The following is a 20,002-nucleotide window of genomic DNA, read 5'->3' on the forward strand; positions in this document are numbered from 1 at the left end:
TGGCAAAATGGGTCGCGACAGCCAATCTCCCCCCTTGAGGGGGAGATGGCCGGCAGACCAGAGGGGGGTATTGGATAATGACCGATAAGCCGATCGCGGCGGATATCGTCGAAAAGGAAAACGAAGCGCGGGGCACGGCGCTTCTGCGCGACTACGAGACGCTCGGCGAGCGACTCGACCGGCAAGGCATCGCGATCGACGCGATTGCCGAAAAGGTCGCCGCCTTCGGCGTTGCCGTTCCGTCCTGGGGCGTGGGCACCGGGGGCACCCGCTTTGCGCGCTTTCCCGGTCCCGGCGAACCGCGCGACATCTTCGACAAGATCGCCGATTGCGCGGTGATCAACCAGCTCACGCGCGCCACGCCCACCGTGTCGCTGCACATTCCGTGGGACAAGGCCGACCCGTCGAAGCTGCGTGCGACCGCGGAGCGTTTCGGCCTCGGCTTCGATGCCATGAACTCCAACACCTTTTCCGATGCGGCGGACCAGGACCTTTCCTACAAGTTCGGTTCCCTGTCGCACACCGACGCGGCGACGCGCCGCCAGGCCGTCGAGCACAATCTCGAATGCATCGAGATCGGCAAGGCGATCGGCTCGAAGGCGCTGACGGTGTGGATCGGCGACGGCTCGAACTTTCCCGGCCAGTCCAACTTCACGCGGGCCTTCGAACGCTATCTGTCGGCGATGAAGGAGGTCTATGCCGCGCTGCCCGGCGATTGGCGGCTGTTCACCGAGCACAAGATGTACGAGCCGGCCTTCTATTCGACCGTTGTCCAGGACTGGGGAACGAATTACCTGATCGCGCAGGAACTGGGCCCCAAGGCGCACTGCCTCGTCGATCTCGGCCACCACGCACCCAACGTCAATATCGAGATGATCGTCGCGCGGCTGATCCAGTTCGGCAAGCTCGGCGGCTTCCACTTCAACGATTCCAAATATGGCGACGACGACCTCGATGCCGGCTCGATCGATCCCTATCGGCTGTTCCTGGTTTTCAACGAACTGGTCGATGCCGAACTGCGCGGCGCAAAGGGATTTGATCCGGCGCATATGCTCGACCAGAGCCACAACGTCACCGATCCCATCGAGAGCCTGATGGTGTCGGCTTGCGAGGTGCAGCGCGCCTATGCCCAGGCGCTGCTCGTCGATCGCGCGGCATTGGAAGGATTTCAGGACGAAAACGACGCCCTGATGGCCGCACAGACGCTTAAAGTTGCCTTCCGCACCGATGTCGAGCCGATCCTGGCGCGGGCGCGCCTTCTCGAGGGTGGAGCGATCGATCCGGTGGCCGCCTATCGCGCGAGCGGCTATCGCGGGAGGGTCGCCGCCGAGCGGCCGAGCGTCGCAGGAGGCTCGGGCGGCATCGTATAAATCAAGCCGGATGAACGGAGTAGCGCGAAGAACTCGACTACGAGGTCAGTGTTCCGCGGCCCGCCTGATGCTTCTGGCGACGTCCTGCAACTGCCTATAGGAGCGATACCGTTCCTCGTGCAGCGCCGCAACCTGCCCCGTGGCGGGGTTGTAGACGGCGTCGGCCGACGACATCGCCGCCATGGCGGTGGGTATATCCGTGAAACATCCGGCCGCGACTGCGCCGAGCATGGCCGAACCGAGCAGAACCGGCTCCTGCGCGCGCGGGGCGAGGACGGGAAGCCCCGTCGTATCGGCCAGGAGCTGGCGCACCAGCGGGTGGCTTCCGGCGCCGCCGCTGATGGCGATCGTATCGACCGGTGCGCCGTTTTCGGCCTGGGTTTCGATGATCTGGCGCAAGCCGTATCCCAGCCCGCATATCCCGGCGACATAGAGCGCCACAAGTGAATCTACGCCGCGCTCCATGCCAAGGCCGGCAATGACGGCGCGGGACTGCGGGTCGGCAAAGGGCGCCCGGTTGCCGAGAAATTCCGGCACCACGTGCAGACCGCGGGCGAGCGTCACCGCATCGGACGGCGTGTCGACGGATTGGCGCGCGCGTTCGGCGAGCCATCCCGGCAGCGAATATCCTTCGTTGTTCGCCGATTGCCGTGCTTCTGCGGCGGCCGGATGGAACGACACGAGCTGGTCGACCGCTGCGCCGGCCGCCGACTGGCCCCCTTCGTTGAGCCACATGCCCGGCACCATGGCCTGATAATAGGGGCCCCAGACGCCCGGAATGAAGACGGGCTCTTGTGTCGACGTCATCGTGCAGGACGAGGTGCCGAACACATAGGCGAGGGTCCTTTCCGGTTCTTTCTTCGCACCTACGGTGCCGATACCGCCCGCATGCGCGTCGATCAGGCCCGCACCGACCGGAATGCCCGGACGCAAGCCCAGATCGGCCGCCGCCTCGGCGCTCAGCCCTTGGCCAAGCGGCGTGCCGGACGGCACGATACGTTGTCCGACGGATGCAAAATCTTCATCGGGCAGGTCGCCGAGCCCGATCAGGCGAAAATAGTCCGGATCCCACCGATCCTCATGCGCCAGATAGGTCCATTTGCAGGTGACGGTGCAGCTCGACCGCGCGAGGTCGCCCGTTGCCTTCCAGCCGAGAAAGTCGGCCAGGTCGAAGAACTGCCAGGCGCCATGATAGGTCTCGGCCAGGTTCTCCTTGAGCCAGAGCAGCTTGGGTGTCTCCATTTCGGGCGAAATGATGCCGCCGACATAATCGAGAACGCTGTGCCCCGTGGCGTTTATGCGCTCGGCCTGGTCGGTTGCCCGATGATCCATCCAGACGATGATGTTGCGCCGCGGGTCGCCGCCTGTGCCGACGGGCAACGGCTTTCCGCCTTCTCCCAGCACCACCAATGAACATGTCGCGTCGAACCCCATTGCGACGATCCGGGACGGGTCGACGCCGGCCTTCTCGACGGCGCCGCGGACGGCGCCGCAAACCGATGACCAGATTTCGTCACTGGACTGTTCCGCGACACCTCCGCTCTCCTGCCAAAGCGTGATGTCGCGCTTGTCGGAAGCGAGCATGGTTCCGGCCGTGTCGAAGAGGCCGGCGCGGGCGCTGCCCGTGCCGACATCGATGCCGAGCAGATAGGTCTCGCCTGGAGTGGAAAGGGTATGGTCCTGGGCCATTGGCGCTCCCGTGGATCGGCGCGGCGGGTGTCCTGCCGTGAAACGGCTGGTTTAGAGGTCGACGCTGTTCGGAAGGATGACGAGGTCGCGGATGACGACGTTGCGCGGGCGCGTCAGCATGAACAGCACGGCCTCCGCAACTTCCTTCGGCTGCATCAGGGAGCCGTTGGCAAGCGCTTCTTCCATCTTCTCCTTCGGCCAGTCGTCGAGCAGCGCCGTCACCACGGGCCCCGGCAGGACGGCGCCCATGCGAATGCCGTATTCGGAGACCTGCCGGCGCGTGGTGTGCAGGAAGGCCTGCACGGCGAATTTCGACGCCGTGTAGACGGGCTCCCACACCACGGGCACCACGCCAGCCACGGACGAGGTGAATATGATGTCGCCCGTTCGGCGCTCGATCATGTGGGGCAGAACGGCCCGCACGCAGCGGAAGGCGGCGTTGATGTTGAGGTTCAATACCCGGTCCCAGGCGTCGGGATCGCCTTCGGCCGCAGCTCCCCCGACATAGGCGCCGGCATTGGCATGCAGGATGTCGAGCGGACCGGCGAGTTCGACGATCCGGTCGAGCATCGAGGAGACCTGCGCGCCGTCCAGGAGATCGACGACAAGGGGGAGGGCGTTGGGTCCGAGTTCGTCGCACAACGCCTGCAAGCGCTCCTCGTCCCGGTCGACCATGACGACCTTTGCCCCCTCGGCAAGCAGTGTGCGTGCGCATTCCAGGCCGATGCCGGAAGCCGCGCCGGTCACGGCGGCGACCTTGTCCTTCATGGTTTCAGCCATTGTTCTTCTCCGTTCGTCTGAAAAATCCCTAAGCGCGTCCGTGGCTTGCCCGCGACTGGCGCGCCAGGGAATCCACGATCACCGCGATGGCGAGCACCGCGCCGGTGATCATGTAGCGCAGCGACGAACTCAGATTGAGCAGTGTCAGGCCGTTCGATATCGACTGGATCACCAATATCCCGAACAGCGCCGACCACGCCGAGCCGCGCCCGCCGAAAAGCGAGGTGCCGCCGATCACGGCTGCGGCGATCGCGTTCAGGTTGACGTCTCCCGTGCCGGCCTGCTGGCTGGACGATGCAAGGCGCGCGGCGGAGAGCACCCCGCCCAGCGCCGCCATGGTCGAACAGATCATGAAGGCGGACAGCCGGATGAAGTTGACGTTGATGCCGGCGCGGCGCGCGGCCTCCGTGTTGCCGCCGATCGCGAACATCGAGCGGCCCCACTTGGTGCGGGTGAACGCGTAATTCATCACGATGACCATCGCGATGAAGAGCCCGAACATGTAGGGAATGCCACGCCCCTGGTTGAGATAGAAGACGACAACGAGCAAGGCCAGGGTCAGGACGCCCGCCTTGAACAGAAGAACGCCCAGCCCGGGATTCGACAGCTTGGCGGTGGCGCGGTTGCGAATGGTGCGCAGCCCGAGCACGACCATGACCACCCCAGGCACGATCGCCAGGAGATAGGCGAGCCAATGCGGCATCACCAGGATTTGCCCGAAGCGCACGAGGGGTGAACTGTAGGGCAGGTTGATCGAACCGGTCGGCCCCAGAATGTAGAGCTGAAGGCCCAGAAGCGCGAGAAGCCCGGCGAGCGTCGACACGAAGCTCGGCATGCCGAAGCGGTTGAGAAACGTGCCGTAGATCAGCCCGACGATCGCCCCGGAGGCCAGCGCGCCGAGCACCGCCACGGGCAACGGTATTCCCAGATTGACCCAAAGCACGCCGACGATCGCCGAGGCGAGGCCGCTCATCGAGCCGATGGAAAGATCGATCTGCCCGAGCAGAAGGACGCACACGACGCCCAGAGAGATGAACCCGACGGCCGCGGCGTCGAACAGCAGATTGACGAGATTGTTTGGGGCCAGAAAGACCGGATTGAGCGATGTGAAGACCGTTGCGATCAGGATCAGGCCGATGGCGACGGGCAGCATGCCGAGATCGCCGGAACGCACGCGGTCGATAAAGCCGCGAACCATGCCGGCGATCCCCTCGTCGTGCCGCAACCGGGTGTCCGCGCGGTCCAGTGCGCTGGAGTCATGCTTCATCTTGAAGGTCCGTGTTTTCGTGCTTGCGCGCATGGCGGCGCGAGACTGCGTTCTCTGTCGCGCCGGTGATGGCGGCGACAAGTTCCTCGTTGGAGCTGTCCGCGGTGAACACGCCGTTGTTGCGCCCGAGCCGCAGGACCACGACGCGGTCGGCCACCGCGCGCACGTCTTCCATGTTGTGCGAGATCAAGATGACGCCGTGGCCGCGGTCGCGGACCCGTTCGATCAGGTTCAGCACCTCGGCCGTCTGGGCAACGCCGAGCGCGGCAGTCGGCTCGTCGAGCATGATGATCTTGGGGTCGAGCAGCAGCGAGCGCGCAATGGCAACGGTCTGGCGCTGGCCGCCCGACAGGGAGGCGACCGGCTCGCGCACCGAGGGGATGCGGGCCGACAATTCGTTCAGCAGTGTCCAGGCGCGCACCTCCATGGCCACCTCGTCGAGGCGCCACGGCGCAAGCTCCTGGCCGAGGAAGAGATTGCCCACCACGTCCAGGTTCTCGCACAGTGCCAGGTCCTGGAAGACGGTTGCGATGCCCAGCATCAGCGCCTTTGCCGGCGTGTCCAGCGTGACGTCCTCGCCCATGAACTCGATCGTGCCGGCGCTGGGCTGGTGAACGCCGGCCAGCGTCTTGACGAGCGTGGACTTGCCGGCGCCGTTGTCGCCGACAAGCGCCACCACCTCGCCTGCGTGAATATCGAGATCGATGTCGGTCAGCGCCGATACCGCGCCGAACTGCTTGGATATGCCGCGCAGGCGGAGGATCGGTTCACCCGGCGGGCTGTTGCCGGCAGACGATGCGCTCATGAGACATTTCCCTTCCGCGGGTTGTGCCCGCTTGTCCCTTCCGCGGGTTGGGGCCCCAGCGCCCGGTGGGGCGGGCCCAACGCTCATTGCAGGATAGCGGTTCGTTCTCAGTTGAGAATACCGGCTCAGTCGAGAATGCCGAGCTCCTTGCACGGCGCTTCATATTCGCCCGTGCAGACTTCTTCCGGGGTCTGGATGCCCTTGTCGAAGATCTCGGCCTTGATGTTCTCCCGGGTGACGACGGCCGGCACGAAAAGCTCGGACGGCGTATCGTAGAGCGTGGTCTTGGCCTCGGGCTCCTCGCCCTTGAGGAAGGTGACGGTGACCCCCGCCGCGGCCTCTGCGACGATCTCCGAGGGTTTGGAGATGGTGTTGTACTGGTCGCCGGAAATGATGAGCTGCAGCGCGGCAATCGTCGCATCGTTGCCGGTGACCGGGGGAACGGGGTTGACGCCGGCCGCCTTCAAGGCGGCGATGGCACCGCCCGCAGTGCCGTCATTGGCGGCGACCACGCCGATGATGTCCGAGCCGAAACGCGTGATCTGACCGGCGGCCCATTCCTGCGCCTTCGGCGGAGCCCAGTCGGGCGTGTCATATTCGGCGAGCGTCTTGTACTCGGAATTGTCGAGAGCCAGGTCGATGCCGTCGCGGATCAGGCCGGCCGCGGCATCGGTGGGCGAGCCGTTGATCTGCAGCACGCCGGAGCCGGCCGGCACGCCTTCGGCCTCCAGGTGGTCCACCAGAGACTGCGCGATCGCCTCGCCGATGCCCTTGTTGTCGAACGACACATAGTAGTCGGCCGGCACATCGGGGATGGGACGGTCATAGGCGATGACCTTGACGTCCTGCGAACGGGCGATCTCCACCAGCGCGGCGGCCGCGGAAGAGTCCACGGGATCGAGCACGATGATCTTGGCGCCCTGGGCGATCACCGAGTTGAACTGCTGCTGCTGCAGCGAGGCATCGGCATTGGCGTTCTGGTAGATGACGGTGCATTCGGCGCACAGCTCGGCCATGGCCGCCTTGAAGCCGGGAAAATCGTGCTCCTCGTAGCGCGTCGATGCCTGGTCCGGCATCAGGAAGGCAACCGTGGCCGGCTCCTGTGCGTGGGCGAATCCCGAAAGCGTCGCCAAGGCGAGCGCGGACGTGCCTGCAAGCATAAGAACAGATTTCATTGTCGTGTTTCCTCCACTTGTCGCCCGAAGGCCCGAAAAGCCCCGAACGCTCTTTGATAATGACGCCTCCCGCGGGAACGAATCTTGCCCGTTTTCCGCCGATCGTCCCACGGGAACCAGCCGTCTGCGGCCATTCTGCCACACACGCACCATCGATTGTGCATATCTGCTCAATCGATGAAGCTATCATTGTTGTTCCGCCGCTTTGGTGTCAAGATCAAAATCGAGACAGGAAAGGATGAATGCGTGGACAAGGCGCGTGCTGCCGGCGACGGCGGCGGATCGAAACGAACGACCATCTATGATATTGCAGAGATCGCCGGGACCTCTCCCAGCGCGGTCAGCGCCGTTTTGAACGGGACATGGAAAAAGCGCAGGATCAGCGAAAAGCTGGCCGAACGGATCACGCGGATCGCCGAGGATGAGGGCTACGCCCTCAACCTGCAGGCGAGCGTTCTCAGGCGCGAGCGATCCAACATCGTCGGCATGATCATGCCGAAATACGACAACCGCTATTTCGGCGCCATCGCGGAGCAGTTCGAGACACGGGCGCGCCAGCGCGGCCTGTTTCCCGTGATCACCTGCACCCAGCGCGAACCGGCGCTGGAACTGGAGGCCGCACGGGCCCTCGTGTCCTATCAGGTCGAGTGCCTCATCGCCACCGGCGCCACCGATCCCGACCGGATCAGCGAATTCTGCACCGCCGCCGGCGTGCGCACGATCAATCTCGACCTGCCGGGCTCTCTCTCGCCGTCGGTGGTCTCCGACAATTTCGGCGGCGCGCGCGACCTGACACGGGTGATCTTGTCGCGTGTTCGCGCCGAGCTCGGAACGTTCGAGCCGCTCTATTTCATCGGCGGGCGGGCCAGTGACCACAACACCGCCGAGCGGTTGCGCGGTTTCCGCGAGGCTCATGCCGAGGCGGGGCTCGATGTGCCGGAAGATTGCGTGATCATCAGGGGCTATTCGGCGGAAAAGGCCGAGGCCACCCTCGACAGCATGGACCTGCCGCAGCGTTTCGGCATCTTCGTCAATTCCACCATCACGCTCGAAGGCGTCGTCAGGTGGATGCAGCGCAACGATCGGGGTGGCATCGGCGGTCTGCGCTTCGGCTGCTTCGACTGGGACCCCTTCGCCGCCCGCCTGCCGGAAAATGTCGGCATGGCCGAACAGGACGTCCCGCACATGCTGGAGGCCGTGTTCGAAATGATCGACACGCGACCGGCGACAAATGTCCTGCGCGCCGTTCCCTGCGCCTTGCACCTTCCCTCCGACAGGGCGCGCCACGGCGCCGGGGTCGCGCTGACCGGATAGGCGGGGAGAGTGTGCCGGGACCCGCGAAGTCTTCCAGCGGGCCTGGCTGTTCCAGATCGAGGGGATAATAACGGAAAATCAAAGTGTTGCATCGGTGATCTCATCCGCCAACGCTTCTGCACGAAGAGTGCCAGTGAGCCGTGGTGGACCGATCAGCTCAATTCCGTGAGTGCCGAGATGAAGCGGGAAAATAGTTCGCCCTGCGAACTGATCTGCAGCTTGGCATAGATGTTGCGCCGGTGAATACGTACCGTGCCTGGTGCAATTCCCAGCACCTTGCCGGTCGCCTCCGCCGAATGGCCTTTGAGCGCATATTCGACAATCTCTGTTTCGCGAGGCGTGAGCAGGTTGCGGCCAACACTCTGGAATGCCTGCTCGATGAGCTTCGACAGGCGCGGCCCCTCCGCGGCCGGCCGGTCGGCAAACCGCGAGATCAGCCCCTTCCAGTGACGTTTCGAGCAGGCGTTGACGAAGGCAAACAACGCATTCAGATCGCGGAATTCACGTGCTGAAAAGACCTTGTGCTCGCGCATCGCCGAAATGACCACGCTGACATCGTCTCCCACGTCGACGATAAAGCCGATCTCTTCGGCGAGCCCGGTTTGCACATAATAGTTGCGGAAATATTCGCTCTGGTAGAAGCGGTCAGGAGCCAGTTCACGCAGGCGCACGAGGCGAGGATCCGTGGGCGCCACCGAATGCAGGTAGAACGGATCGAGAAGGTAGGGCCCCTCCTGATAGTCATCGACCATTACCCGCCGCTTCACTTTCGGAAAATCGTCATAAAGATCAATCGGTTTTCTGTCTTCGTAATAGGCGAAGATCACGGTGAATTCATATGGGACCACCGAGCGCAGCGCCTCGGTCAGAATGTTCGGAAATTCCGCCTCCCCCAGCGCGTCAACGACGCGGGCACTCTCCTCTACCCACTTCATCCCGCACCCATCTCCTGAAATCTATGCGCTTTGTGGTATATACAGCAATCAGCTTAATTCCTAACAATTTGCTCATGCATGCAATAGACCGGTCAAGCCGGCCAGCGCAAAAAAATTGTGTCTGCATAACATATGCAACCTGAGGGGACAGGGAAACCGAAATGACAGGGCACATTGGCAACAGGCCGGGGGATGAGACGGTTGCCGAATTTGTCGAAACAACGAAGCGTTTTGGGCCGGTGCTCGCTGCCGACAGGCTGAGCTTTCGCATCCGCCGTGGTGAGTTTCTCTCTTTTCTCGGTCCTTCCGGCTGCGGCAAGACCACGGCGCTGAGGATGCTTGCGGGCTTCGAGGCACCGACGGAAGGGCAAATCCTGATTGATGGGCAGGAGATGGGGGCAACGCCCGCCTATCGCCGTCCCGTCAACATGGTTTTCCAGCAATATGCGCTGTTTCCGCATATGACGGTGGCGCAGAATATCGGCTACGGACTGCGCCAGCGCCGCCCGCGCATGGCAAAGGCCGAGATCGCCGCAAAGGTCGAAAATGCTTTGGCGATGGTGCGCCTCACCGAGTTCGGCAACCGGCGCATCTGGGAAATGTCCGGCGGCCAGCAGCAGCGCGTGGCTCTTGCCCGCGCCATTGTGAATGAACCCAAGATCCTGCTTCTCGATGAACCCATGGCCGCGCTCGATGCGAAGCTGCGGGCGGAGATGCAGCGTGAACTGCTCGATCTGCAGCGCAGCCTTGGCATCACTTTCGTCCTGGTCACGCACGATCAGGAAGAGGCGCTCTCCATGTCCGACCGCATCTGCATCATGGGAAAGGGCCGCATAGCCCAGATCGGCACGCCGCTGGAACTCTACGATCAGCCGGCCAATCGCTATGTGGCCGATTTCGTGGGCCGCGCCAATATCTTGTCGGGGCAGATTGTCTCGCGTGAAGGCGGAATGGCGCGGATCGCCCTTCCAGGCGGGCGCGATGTCGTGGTCCGGGCGCCTGCTGGTGATACACGCAAGGACGTCGAAATCGCGGTGCGGCCAGAGGCTCTGGGCCTTGCGTCCGCATCCGACCAGATCCCCGATGGCCACACGGTTCTCCCTGCCGAAGTGACCCGCCGCACCTTTCTTGGCGATCATATCGAATACCTGCTGCGCTCGGCCGATCTCGGTCCGCTTCAGGTTCTCGTGCCGCGACAGGCCGAAAGAGCCATGCGCGGACATGACGTGGGCGCCAGGCTCCACGTCATCTGGGCACCAGGAGCGGGCCTCATGCTCGGTGCCGAAGACTAAGCACCATCGCAACAAGGGAACACTGATATGACAGACGAATCGACACCGATCTCGCGCAAGAAATTCCTGGAGGAACTGCGGCGCTATGAGAAAGGCTCCGTCACGCGCCGCCACTTTCTGGGCGTAACCGGCCTCGGTACGGCGATGGCCGTCATGTCCGGCGCCATGCCGGGCCTGGTGAGCGGACGCGCACGCGCGCAGGAACTGGGCGATAGGGCCGTGCTGGCCACCTGGCCCAACTATCACGACCCGGCAAATTTCGATCTCTTCACCGATGAGACCGGCGTTTTCACGCAGGTCAACGTGTTCGGCTCCAACGAGGAAATGCTGGCCAAGCTGCAGGCCGGCGGCTCGGGCTGGGACGTGTTCGTTCCGACCAACTATACGATCTCGACCTATGTCGAGGCCGATCTGATCGAGCCGCTCGACATTTCCAAGCTGCCCAATTACGACGCGAAGGCCTTCCAGGCACGTTTTGCCGATGCCGGGACGATCGACGGTACAGTCTATGCCGTTCCGAAGAATTGGGGCACGACCGGCATCGCCTCGAACAGCAATCATACCGGTGGTGTCGTCGATAGCTGGAAGAGCTTTTTCGACGGTGCGCGCGACCAGTGGACCGGCCGGGCCATGGTGCATGACTATCAGTTGACGACCATCGGCAATGCGCTGGTCTATTTCGGCCATTCCTTCAATTCGGTTGCGCCGAATGAATTGGCCGATGCCGAAAAACTGCTGATCGATGTCAAGCCGCATCTCTTTGCCATCACCTCCGACTATCAGCCGGGAATGCGCAATGGCGATGCCTGGCTTACCATGTGCTGGACGGGCGACGGCAAACAGCTCAATTCCGACATGCCGGAAATCGGTTTCGCGCTCGGCAAGGAGGGTGGCGAGATCTGGTCGGACTACTACGCCATTCCGAAGGACGCGCCGCATCGCGAGGCCGCTTATGCGCTGATCAACTATCTTCTGACACCGGAAGTGAATGCGCGCGAGGCGCTGGCCCACGGCTATCCCGTTGCCGATTCCCGCACCAACGCGCTTCTGCCCGAGGAACTCCTGGACGATCCGATCCTCTATCCGGCAGCCGAGCGGCTGAGTGCGCTGGAGTTCGGCGCGGCGGCGACATTGACCGACCCCAACCGCGCCGAGTTGATGGCCCGCTTCAAGTCGGCCTGATCGGAGGGGACGATGGCCTTGACGCAGAAACAGACAAGGTGGCTTCTGCTCACGCCCGCGGGGCTGTGGTATGCGGCGCTGCTGCTTCTGCCGTTGGCCGTCGTCCTCATCTTTTCCTTCGGCGAGCGCAATGCGGTGGGCGGCTACGCGCCGGGCTTCACCTTCGAGCAGTATGCCAACCTGCCAGCCCGTTTCGCCGCCTTCCGCAACACGATGACGCTGGCGCCGCTTGGCACGCTGGCGGCGCTGCTGATCGCTTATCCGCTCGCTTATTTTCTGGCGGTGAAGGTCAGTTCGCGCTGGAAGACCACGCTTCTGGTCCTGGTCATCGTGCCCTTCTGGACGTCGATCCTGATCCGCTCTTACGCGTGGATATTCCTGCTTGGAGGCAGAGGAATCCCGGCGCTTTTCGATTGGGTCGGCATCGAGGGCGTCAGGCTGATCAACACGCCTTTCGCGGTGCTGATCGGAATTGTCTACGGCTACCTGCCGCTGATGGTCTTCCCGATCTATGTGGCGCTTGAAAAGCTCGACAAGCAGCTCCTGGAGGCCGCCGCCGATCTCGGCACGCCACCCTGGCGCAGCTTCCTGCAGATCACCTTGCCGCTGTCCATGCCCGGCGTCCTGACCGGCACCATGCTCGTCTTCATCCTCCTGATGGGCGAATTCCTGATCCCCGCGATCCTCGGCGGCGGCAAGGTGTTCTTCGTCGGCAACGCTTTGGTCGATCTGTTCCTTCAATCGCGCAACTGGGCCTTCGGCTCGGCGGTGGCCGTCGCGCTTGTGGTCATCATGCTGATCGTCGTGACGCTTTACGGCCGTCTCGCCCGCCGGTTCTCCGTTGGCCGCGATGATGTCGGCCTGATGTGAGGAAGCCATGAGACTTTACGCGACGGCCGTCTATCTGTTCCTCTATCTGCCCATCGGCATCATCGCGCTTTTCTCGCTGTCGGCGGGACGCTCGGCAACGCAGCTGCAGGGCATTTCCATCAAGTGGTATGGCCGCGCGCTGAACAATCCGTTCGTGATGGAAGCGCTCTGGACCTCGGTGAAAGTCGCCTTCGTCTCGGCGGTCCTGGCTTCCGTCGTCGGCACCATGGCGGCCCTTGCGCTGACGGGCATGAAGGGGCGGTTGCGGGCCGGCTTCGACCTGATGGTGCATGTGGCCGTGATGATCCCCGGCATCGTCATAGGCATCGCCACGCTGATCGCGCTGGTCTCCGTCTTCGACATTGTGAACCCGTGGCTCGAGGCCGCAAGCGGCTACCGGCTCTCAATGGGTTTTGGCTCGCTGGTGGCGGCACATGGCCTTTTCACCATGTCGCTGGTGGTTCTCATCGTACGCGGGCGTATGGAAGCACTGGACCGCGCCTTGATCGAGGCGTCGAACGATCTGGGCGCCGGCTCGCTCGCCACCTTCCGGCAGGTCACGCTGCCTCTGATCGCGCCCGCGATCCTCGCAGGCTTCCTGCTCAGCTTCACCTTCAGCTTCGATGATTTCATCATCGCCTTTTTCGTCGCCGGCTCGGAAACGACGCTGCCCATCTATGTCTTCTCATCGATCCGGCGCGGCGTGACGCCGGAGATCAATGCGATCGGCACGATGGTGATGGTGGCCTCGCTGGGGCTTCTGATCGTAGCGCAATTGATGCTGCGCCGTGGAGACGCACGGCGGCAATAGATTTCAACCAAGGAGAACAGAATGCTTCAGGGACGCGTCGCATTGGTGACGGGTGCAGGGTCAGGAATTGGACGTGCGGGCGCCATGGCCATGGCGCGCGAAGGCGCCGATGTGATCGTGACCGATCTGCGCGCCGAACTCGCCGAAAGCACCGCAGAGCATATCCAAGCCGCTGGTGGCAAGGCTGAGGCCCGGGCGCTGGACATGCGCGACGACGCCGCGATCGAAGCCGAGGTCGGCCGGATCGTTGAGAAAAAGGGACGGGTCGACGTGGTTCACAGCCATGCCGGCATCCAGATCGCGGGCAAGCTGGAGGACGTGTCCGCCAGCGACATGGATGCGGCCTGGGCGCTGAATGTGCGGGCGCATTTCGTGCTGTCTCGTGCCGTGGTCGCCCCGATGCGCAAGCAGGGCGGCGGGTCCGTCATCATCACCGCGTCCAATTCAGGATGCCAATATGATCGCGGCATGATCTCCTACGCCACCACGAAGCACGCTGCCGTCGCCATGGTCCGCCAGATGGCGGCTGACTATGCGCGCGAGAACATCCGTTTCAACGCGCTCTGTCCCGGCTTCGTGGACACCCCCTTCAATACCGGTTTCGAAAAGCAGATGGGCGGCCGCGCGGCATTGGAGCACTATGTTTCGGAGGCCATCCCCATGGGGCGCTGGGCAAGCGTGGAGGAGATTGCCGAAGGCATTCTCTATCTCGCCTCCGATCGCTCGAGTTTCGTGACCGGCCTGGCGCTGGTCATCGATGGCGGGGAGATTCTCTAGCGCGCATTCGCTTCAAACGGAAACGTTTGAAGCAAAGATATGCGCGCCAGGTCAATATGCTGGAACATGTGCCTTTCACTCAAACGATTCCGTTTGAGCGGGACATCTTCTAGATCTGCAGGCTGCCGACGCTGGCACCGCCGCAGACATAGAGTGTCTGGCCGGTGACGAAGCCGGATTTCGGATCGGCGAAGAACATGAAGGCGTTGGTGACGTCTTCGACCTCGCCCAGACGGCCGACGGGAATGCGGCTTGCAAGCTCCGCCTCCTGCTGGCTGCCCTTTGGAATGATGCCCCAGAAGTTGTCGGTCAGGATCGGGCCGGGCGCCACGACATTGACGGTGATCTGGTGCGGCGCCAATTCCAGCGCCCATGTGCGCGCCATGCCGACCATGCCGGCCTTCGAAGCGCCATAGGCGGTTCGGGTTTTCGCGCCAAGTGCCGCACGCGAGCCGTTGAAGATGACGCGGCCGAAGCGCCGTTCCTTCATCGCCGGCAGGAAGGCCTGCAGGAGGGTGAGCGCAGACCCCAGATGCAGTTGCGCCAGGCCGGTTATGTCGTCGGGTTTGGCGTCCTCGATCAGGTTTGGCCAGATCAGGCCGGCATTCTGCACGAAATGCGTGACCTGATGGGTGGCCGCGATCTCCTTTGCCGCCTGGCTGACGGCGTCCGCGTCGAGCAGGTCGGCCTCCACCGAGCTCAGCCGCTCGTGCGAAAAGTCTGGTGCGCGGCGGGCGACGGAGACGACGCGGTAGCCATCGGCGAGCATGCGCTTCGCTAGATCGGCGCCGATGCCCTTGTTGCCGCCGGTGATGACGGCGGTGAAGTCCTGGCTCATCACTGCCCTCCTTCCCGCGCGACGAGCGCGATGACGCGCAAGGGGCTGCCCGTGCCTTTCTTGATCTTCAGCGGCGTAGCAATCAGCATCGCGCCTGTCGGCGGCAGGCGATCGAGATTGTTGAGGCATTGCAGTCCGTAGCGGCCCGCGCCGTGCAGGAAGAAATGGGCCGGGTAGGGGGGCGTGTAATGCGCGCCCTGGCCGGCGTCGGTGCCGACCGTCTCCGTTCCGAAGCCGCGAATGCCGCGCTTGTTGACGAGCAGTTTCATCGCGTCGGGCGTCGGTCCCGGCGAATGGGGGCCGTCCTCGCGCATGTTGAGATAATCCGCACCGCGCCGTTTCGACCAGTCGGTGCGCATCAGCACCCAACTTGCTTCCGGAATGCGCCCGTGCTTGGCCTCCCACGCCTCGATGATCTCCGGCGTCAGCTCGAAATCCTCATCGGCCTTCGAACCGTCCGAGCAGTCGATGACGCAGACCGGCCCGATGAAACGGTCGGCCGGGATCTCGTCGACATTGCCGTTGGGGATGTCGCGGCCCGAGATCCAGTGCGAGGGCGCGTCGAAATGCGTGCCGGTGTGCTCGCAGCAGGTGAAATTGTGCCATTTCCACGCCGGCCCGCGATGGTCGTAGGCAGAGATTTCCTCCATGCGGAAGCGCGCGCACTGGCCGAACTCCGGCGGCAGCACGATGACCGGGAAATCCTGGTCGAGCGTGTGGGTGAGGTCGATGACCTCGATCGCTTCGCTTGCGAGCGCTGTCGCCAGGTCGCCGAGAAGGGCGGCGGGGTTCGGTGCCTGAACGGTCATGTTTCGCCTCCACCGGCTTCGGTCATTTCGCGTTCGAGGATTTTCGCCCCGGCGCGCCATTTCTCGATCAGGTCCTTTGCCACGTCACCGACAAAGACATCTTCGAGCCCATCCTTCAGCCCTGCAATGATTGCCCTGGCGAGTGCAGCCGGCGCCACCTTGGGCGGCGGCAGCGGCTGGTGCCAGGCATCCTCGGTCGGCCCGGTATAGACGTTCATGACGCGCACGCCGCCCGGCCGCATTTCGGCGCGCAGGCACTGCGACAGCGAATAGGCGGCGGCATTGGAGGCGGAAAAGGCGCCGAAGGCGGGCATGTTGGAATAGGCGTAGACCGACAGGATGTTGACCCAGGCGGTCGCACTGCTCTGGCCGTCGGCACCGCGCCCGCGCATGGCCGGGCCGAAGGCCTGGGCAAGACGCATGAGGCCGAGGAAATTCACCTCCATCTCGTCGCGGGCAAAGACTGTATCCCCGCGGTCCATGATGCCGCCGGGGCGCACGAAGCGGGCATTGTTGACCAGGATGTCGGTCTTGCCGCCGATCTCGCCGGCAAGTTCGTTCACCGATTGCGTGTCGGTGACGTCGAGCGGCAGGATCTCGACATTCGGGATAGCGGCGAGTGCGGCGCGGTGCGGATAGGCCCGCCAGCTTTCCGCCTCGCCGACAAAGATGATCGACGCCTGCGCATCCGAAAAGGCCTTGGCCAGTGCCACGGCATTCTCGCTTCGGGCGTCCGTGATCAGCACGCGGCGGTATTTCGGGTCGCAGCTCATTTCGCGCAATTGCGGGTCGTCTTCCATGGCGGGGGTTTCCTCGCTCGGCAGAGCGAAGAAGACGCCCTGGCCGGATTTGTCGAGCCGGTTGACGATGCGCACCGTGCCGCCGCGTTCGACGTCGCCATGCACGTGGCACATGATCGACGGGCCGGCGTCGAGCTTCACCGTGCCGATGCGCCACGGCGTGCGCTCTCGGAAATAGACGTTTGTGCTGGTGCGCACCGTTGTCTCGGCCATCAGGCGGCCGGCCGGCGAAACGTCCTTCCAGGGAAGGTCCACCGAAAGGCAGGCGGCGCAGGCGTCGCGCGGCGGATATTGGATCGCGCCGCATTCACCGCAGACCTGCAGCATGAAGCGGCCCTCGGCTGCGGCTGCGGCAAGGCCGAGTGCGGCGCGGCTGCGCAGTTCCGACGGCCGCGTGGGCACGCGCGTGCGCTTTTGCGGGTCCTTCTTCGGCGGCGGGACGATCGGCGTCGTCATTGGGCATCTCCCGAAATGATGGTTGCCCCGGAGCACACCCCGCGGTCGAAATTGATCATGCCGAAACCGGAGACCATGGCGGTCGTCGCGTCCTTCACCTGCGTCGGCCCGGCGGTGCCTGTCACCTGGCGGATGGCCTCGACCAGTCCGATGAAACCGCCGGCCGCACCGGCCTGGCCGGCCGAGAGCTGGCCGCCGGAGACATTGTGCGGAAAGTCGCCTGCAATCGTCAGGTCATGGGCGCGCACGAATTCGGGTCCTTCGCCCTTCTTGCAGAAGCCAAGATCCTCCAGTTGCATCATCGAGATGACCGGATAGTCGTCATAGGTCTGCAGCAGGTCGATGTCGTCGGGCTTCGCGTCAGCCATAGCGTAGAGCTCGTCGATATCCATCGCCCACCCGCCGCGCATCTGGATCGGATCGTCGGGAAAGGCGTTGTGGCGCTCGATGGTGGAGCGGATGCGGGCGAAAGGAATGCCGGCGGCGCGGGCGTCCACTTCGCGCATGACGAGGAAGGCTTCCGCGCCGCTCACCGGCATCACGCAGTCGAAGAGCGCGATCGGATCGGAGATCATGCGCGCACCCATATATTGATCGAGCGTCAGCGGCGTCTTCATGATCGCGTGCGGATTCTTCAGCGCATTGTCGCGCTGGGCAACGCAGATGCGGCCGAAATCCTCGCGCCTGGCGCCATATGCATTCATGTAATGGTCGGTCAAAAGCGCGAAGCAGGCATTGGGGCCGCCCGCGCCGTATGGGTAGGAAGCGTCCTGGGCGAACCGGCTGAAGCTCGACAGCATGCGGCGGAAACTGTCGACATGGTTGGTGTCGCCGGAAACGCAGGCGACGATGTCGGCGTCGCCCGCCTGCACGGCGCGCGCCGCCCGGCGCACCGCCGCAACGCCGCTGGCGCCGCCCATCGGGATATGGTCGAGCCAGCGCGGCGTCAGACCCAGATGCTGCGTCAGGCCGACGGCCGTGTCGGGAAACAGCGTGAAGCTCGAAACGGAGAAGCCGTCGAGATCACGCGGTGCCACACCGGCCGCCTTCAGCGTCTGCCTCAGCGCGCGCGCGATCCACCAATGCGCGGTTTCCTTCGAAAAGCGCTGATAGGGTACGGTGACGGGCGCGGCCAGCACGATGCCGTCATAGCCGAGGCGGCGGGAGGAGGATGAGCGCGCCACTAGGCTGCCTGCCTTTTCTTCATCGCGCGGGTATCGACCGTTGCCGGGTCGTCGAGCAGCCGCACGACCAGTGTCTTGAGTTCGCCGCGCTGGATCTTCTGGGTCGAGGTCAGGGGCAGGGCGTCGACGAAGGCGATGTAGCCCGGCACCTTGTAATAGGCGACGCGCGACAGGCACCATTCGGCGATGGCGCGGGCGCGGGCCTGCGAACGTTCGCCGTCAACCACGAGGCAGGCGAAAACCTCGTCGCCGCGCATCTCGTCGGGTGCTGCGGCGACGGCCGCCGCCTTGATATCGGGGTGCTGCATGAGGACCGACTCGACCTCCACGGCGGCGATGTTTTCGCCCGAGCGCCGGATGACGTTCTTCTTGCGGTCGACGAAGAAGAAATCACCGTCTGCGTCGCGCATCACGATGTCGCCGGTGTGGAACCACCCGCCTTGCCAGGCCTCGGTCGTTGCCTGCTCGTTGGCGTAATATTCGGAAAAGAAGCCGAAACGCGGGTCGTCGCCGGCATGGCGCACGAGGAGTTCGCCGGGCTCGCCCGGGGCGGCGTCCGTGCCGCCTTCGCTCACCACGCGTGCTTCGATGTCGGGTCCGGGACGGCCGAGGCAGTTGGTGCCGCGCTTGCGCGGCTCGCCATTGGCGACGATCACGGCGCCGGCGCCGGTTTCCGTCATCGCCCAGCCCTCGACCAGCGGAATGCCGAAGCGCTCCTCGAACGGTCCATGGAGCTTGGCGTCGATGCCTGCGCCGAAGCCGAAGCGCACCGAATGGTCGCGATCCTCCGGTGTCGGCTCGGCCTTCATCAGCATGGACGGCATGACGCCGAGATAATGCAGGCAGGTGGCGCGGCTGTCACGCACGCTTAGCCACCATGTGCGCGGATGGAAGCGGTCGAGCGCGATCAGGCAGCCGCCGACCGTCACCATGGCCATCAGCGAATAGGCCATCGCGTTCATGTGGAAGATCGGCAGCGGCGTGATCATCCGCTCGCCGTCCTCGGTCATGGCGCACAGCCCACCGGCGCGCGCATACCAGCGGCCCGAATGGAGGAAATAGAGGTTCGACAGCACGCAGCCCTTCGGCTTGCCCGTCGTGCCGGACGTGTAGAGCATCGCCGCCTCGCGGCGCAAAGGCGTCTCGACTCCCACGGCATTGCCGGCAAACCCGTCCTTCAGGCGCGGTGGCCGCGCCTCCGGCGTCATGACCGGAAAGCCGACACCGGACGCCTGCGAAGCCTGTTCAAGGTCGGCGACCCGCGTAGCGATCGCCACGGCGAGAGCGGGGCGTGAATGGCTGGCCATATATTCGAGCTCGGAGGAGCGCAGGTCCGGATTGACCGGCACCACCGACAGGCCGAGCGCGTTGAGCGCGAACCAGTGCAGGAAGAAGGCGGGCCGGTTCTCCATCAGGAGCATGACGCGCATGCCTTGCCCGTATCCGGCGGCGCGGTAGGCCTCGCGCAGCCGCTCGATCTCGCTCAAAGCCACACGGTAGGAGATTTCGCCGGCGGGAATACCGTAGATCTCCGCCGTTTCCGGCAGCACGGTGAGAAACGGCCGGTCCGGCCAGCGGCGGGCGGACGCCTCGAAGGCGGCAAAGACGGTGTCGTGGGGCGGGGTCTCGGACATGCGCTGGGCCCCTG

Annotated in this window: 18 protein-coding genes; 7 read left to right on the forward strand and 11 right to left on the reverse strand. The window is 64.1% G+C overall.

Features of this window, described 5'->3' with window-relative positions; genetic code table 11:
• The first annotated feature begins 77 nt into the window (after positions 1-77).
• Positions 78-1,370 carry an L-rhamnose catabolism isomerase gene (gene rhaI / locus GM909_RS20355; RefSeq protein WP_157019054.1) on the forward strand — a complete coding sequence of 431 codons (1,293 nt, stop codon included), beginning with the start codon at positions 78-80 and terminating at the stop codon, positions 1,368-1,370.
• Positions 1,371-1,415: 45 nt separating this feature from the next.
• Here rhaI and GM909_RS20360 read toward each other — a convergent pair whose 3' ends face one another.
• The 5 genes from GM909_RS20360 to GM909_RS20380 form a co-directional block, all read right to left on the reverse strand.
• Positions 1,416-3,059 (reverse strand): FGGY-family carbohydrate kinase, encoded by a 1,644-nt coding sequence (locus tag GM909_RS20360; protein WP_157019055.1) that lies wholly within the window; start codon positions 3,057-3,059, stop codon positions 1,416-1,418.
• A gap of 51 nt (positions 3,060-3,110) precedes the next feature.
• Positions 3,111-3,839 (reverse strand): SDR family oxidoreductase, encoded by a 729-nt coding sequence (locus GM909_RS20365; protein ID WP_157019056.1) that lies wholly within the window; start codon positions 3,837-3,839, stop codon positions 3,111-3,113.
• Positions 3,840-3,867: 28 nt separating this feature from the next.
• A complete protein-coding gene (locus GM909_RS20370) occupies positions 3,868-5,106 on the reverse strand; it encodes a sugar ABC transporter permease (protein WP_157019057.1) in 1,239 nt (412 codons plus the stop codon).
• Positions 5,096-5,911, reverse strand: a complete 816-nt coding sequence (locus GM909_RS20375; protein WP_157019058.1) for an ATP-binding cassette domain-containing protein — start codon at positions 5,909-5,911, stop codon at positions 5,096-5,098. Before GM909_RS20375 ends, GM909_RS20370 begins: the two co-directional genes overlap by 11 nt.
• Positions 5,912-6,036: 125 nt before the next feature.
• Positions 6,037-7,086, reverse strand: a complete 1,050-nt coding sequence (locus GM909_RS20380) for an ABC transporter substrate-binding protein (RefSeq protein WP_157019059.1) — start codon at positions 7,084-7,086, stop codon at positions 6,037-6,039.
• 246 nt (positions 7,087-7,332) lie between these two features.
• Here GM909_RS20380 and GM909_RS20385 point away from each other — a divergent pair, with 246 nt between their 5' ends.
• On the forward strand, positions 7,333-8,400 hold the full coding sequence (locus GM909_RS20385) for a LacI family DNA-binding transcriptional regulator (RefSeq protein WP_235911993.1): 1,068 nt from the start codon (positions 7,333-7,335) through the stop codon (positions 8,398-8,400).
• Between the two features lie 152 nt (positions 8,401-8,552).
• Here the strand turns inward: GM909_RS20385 and GM909_RS20390 are convergent, their stop codons facing one another.
• Positions 8,553-9,227, reverse strand: coding sequence for a helix-turn-helix transcriptional regulator (locus GM909_RS20390; protein ID WP_235911994.1), 675 nt, complete (start codon positions 9,225-9,227; stop codon positions 8,553-8,555).
• Between the two features lie 269 nt (positions 9,228-9,496).
• Here GM909_RS20390 and GM909_RS20395 point away from each other — a divergent pair, with 269 nt between their 5' ends.
• From GM909_RS20395 to GM909_RS20415, 5 genes are read left to right on the forward strand one after another with little or no spacing between them, the layout of a single operon-like run.
• The gene (locus tag GM909_RS20395; RefSeq protein ID WP_157019062.1) at positions 9,497-10,627 is read left to right on the forward strand and encodes an ABC transporter ATP-binding protein; all 1,131 of its coding nucleotides are present in this window, start codon (positions 9,497-9,499) and stop codon (positions 10,625-10,627) included.
• A 27-nt stretch (positions 10,628-10,654) separates the two neighbouring features.
• Positions 10,655-11,809, forward strand: a complete 1,155-nt coding sequence (locus tag GM909_RS20400; RefSeq protein ID WP_157019063.1) for an ABC transporter substrate-binding protein — start codon at positions 10,655-10,657, stop codon at positions 11,807-11,809.
• A 12-nt stretch (positions 11,810-11,821) separates the two neighbouring features.
• Complete coding sequence (locus GM909_RS20405) at positions 11,822-12,679, forward strand: ABC transporter permease (RefSeq protein ID WP_157019064.1); 858 nt, start codon at positions 11,822-11,824, stop codon at positions 12,677-12,679.
• Between the two features lie 7 nt (positions 12,680-12,686).
• Positions 12,687-13,490, forward strand: coding sequence for an ABC transporter permease (locus GM909_RS20410; protein ID WP_157019065.1), 804 nt, complete (start codon positions 12,687-12,689; stop codon positions 13,488-13,490).
• 21 nt (positions 13,491-13,511) lie between these two features.
• Positions 13,512-14,267: an SDR family NAD(P)-dependent oxidoreductase gene (locus tag GM909_RS20415; protein WP_157019066.1), complete on the forward strand. Its 756-nt coding sequence runs from the start codon at positions 13,512-13,514 to the stop codon at positions 14,265-14,267.
• A 109-nt stretch (positions 14,268-14,376) separates the two neighbouring features.
• On the opposite strand, the gene GM909_RS20420 is transcribed toward GM909_RS20415, so the two are convergent.
• From GM909_RS20420 to GM909_RS20440, 5 genes are read right to left on the reverse strand one after another with little or no spacing between them, the layout of a single operon-like run.
• Positions 14,377-15,105: an SDR family NAD(P)-dependent oxidoreductase gene (locus tag GM909_RS20420; protein WP_157019067.1), complete on the reverse strand. Its 729-nt coding sequence runs from the start codon at positions 15,103-15,105 to the stop codon at positions 14,377-14,379.
• Positions 15,105-15,914, reverse strand: coding sequence for a cyclase family protein (locus GM909_RS20425; protein WP_157019068.1), 810 nt, complete (start codon positions 15,912-15,914; stop codon positions 15,105-15,107). The genes GM909_RS20420 and GM909_RS20425 overlap by 1 nt, the downstream gene beginning before the upstream one ends.
• Positions 15,911-17,170, reverse strand: a complete 1,260-nt coding sequence (locus GM909_RS20430; RefSeq protein WP_157019069.1) for an SDR family NAD(P)-dependent oxidoreductase — start codon at positions 17,168-17,170, stop codon at positions 15,911-15,913. Before GM909_RS20430 ends, GM909_RS20425 begins: the two co-directional genes overlap by 4 nt.
• The gene (locus tag GM909_RS20435; protein WP_157019070.1) at positions 17,167-18,354 is read right to left on the reverse strand and encodes a thiolase family protein; all 1,188 of its coding nucleotides are present in this window, start codon (positions 18,352-18,354) and stop codon (positions 17,167-17,169) included. Before GM909_RS20435 ends, GM909_RS20430 begins: the two co-directional genes overlap by 4 nt.
• The gene (locus tag GM909_RS20440) at positions 18,354-19,988 is read right to left on the reverse strand and encodes an AMP-binding protein (protein WP_157019071.1); all 1,635 of its coding nucleotides are present in this window, start codon (positions 19,986-19,988) and stop codon (positions 18,354-18,356) included. Before GM909_RS20440 ends, GM909_RS20435 begins: the two co-directional genes overlap by 1 nt.
• Positions 19,989-20,002: the final 14 nt, after the last annotated feature.

Source organism: Mesorhizobium xinjiangense (assembly GCF_009749525.1).
Classification (GTDB): Bacteria; Pseudomonadota; Alphaproteobacteria; order Rhizobiales; family Rhizobiaceae; genus Mangrovimarina; species Mangrovimarina xinjiangensis.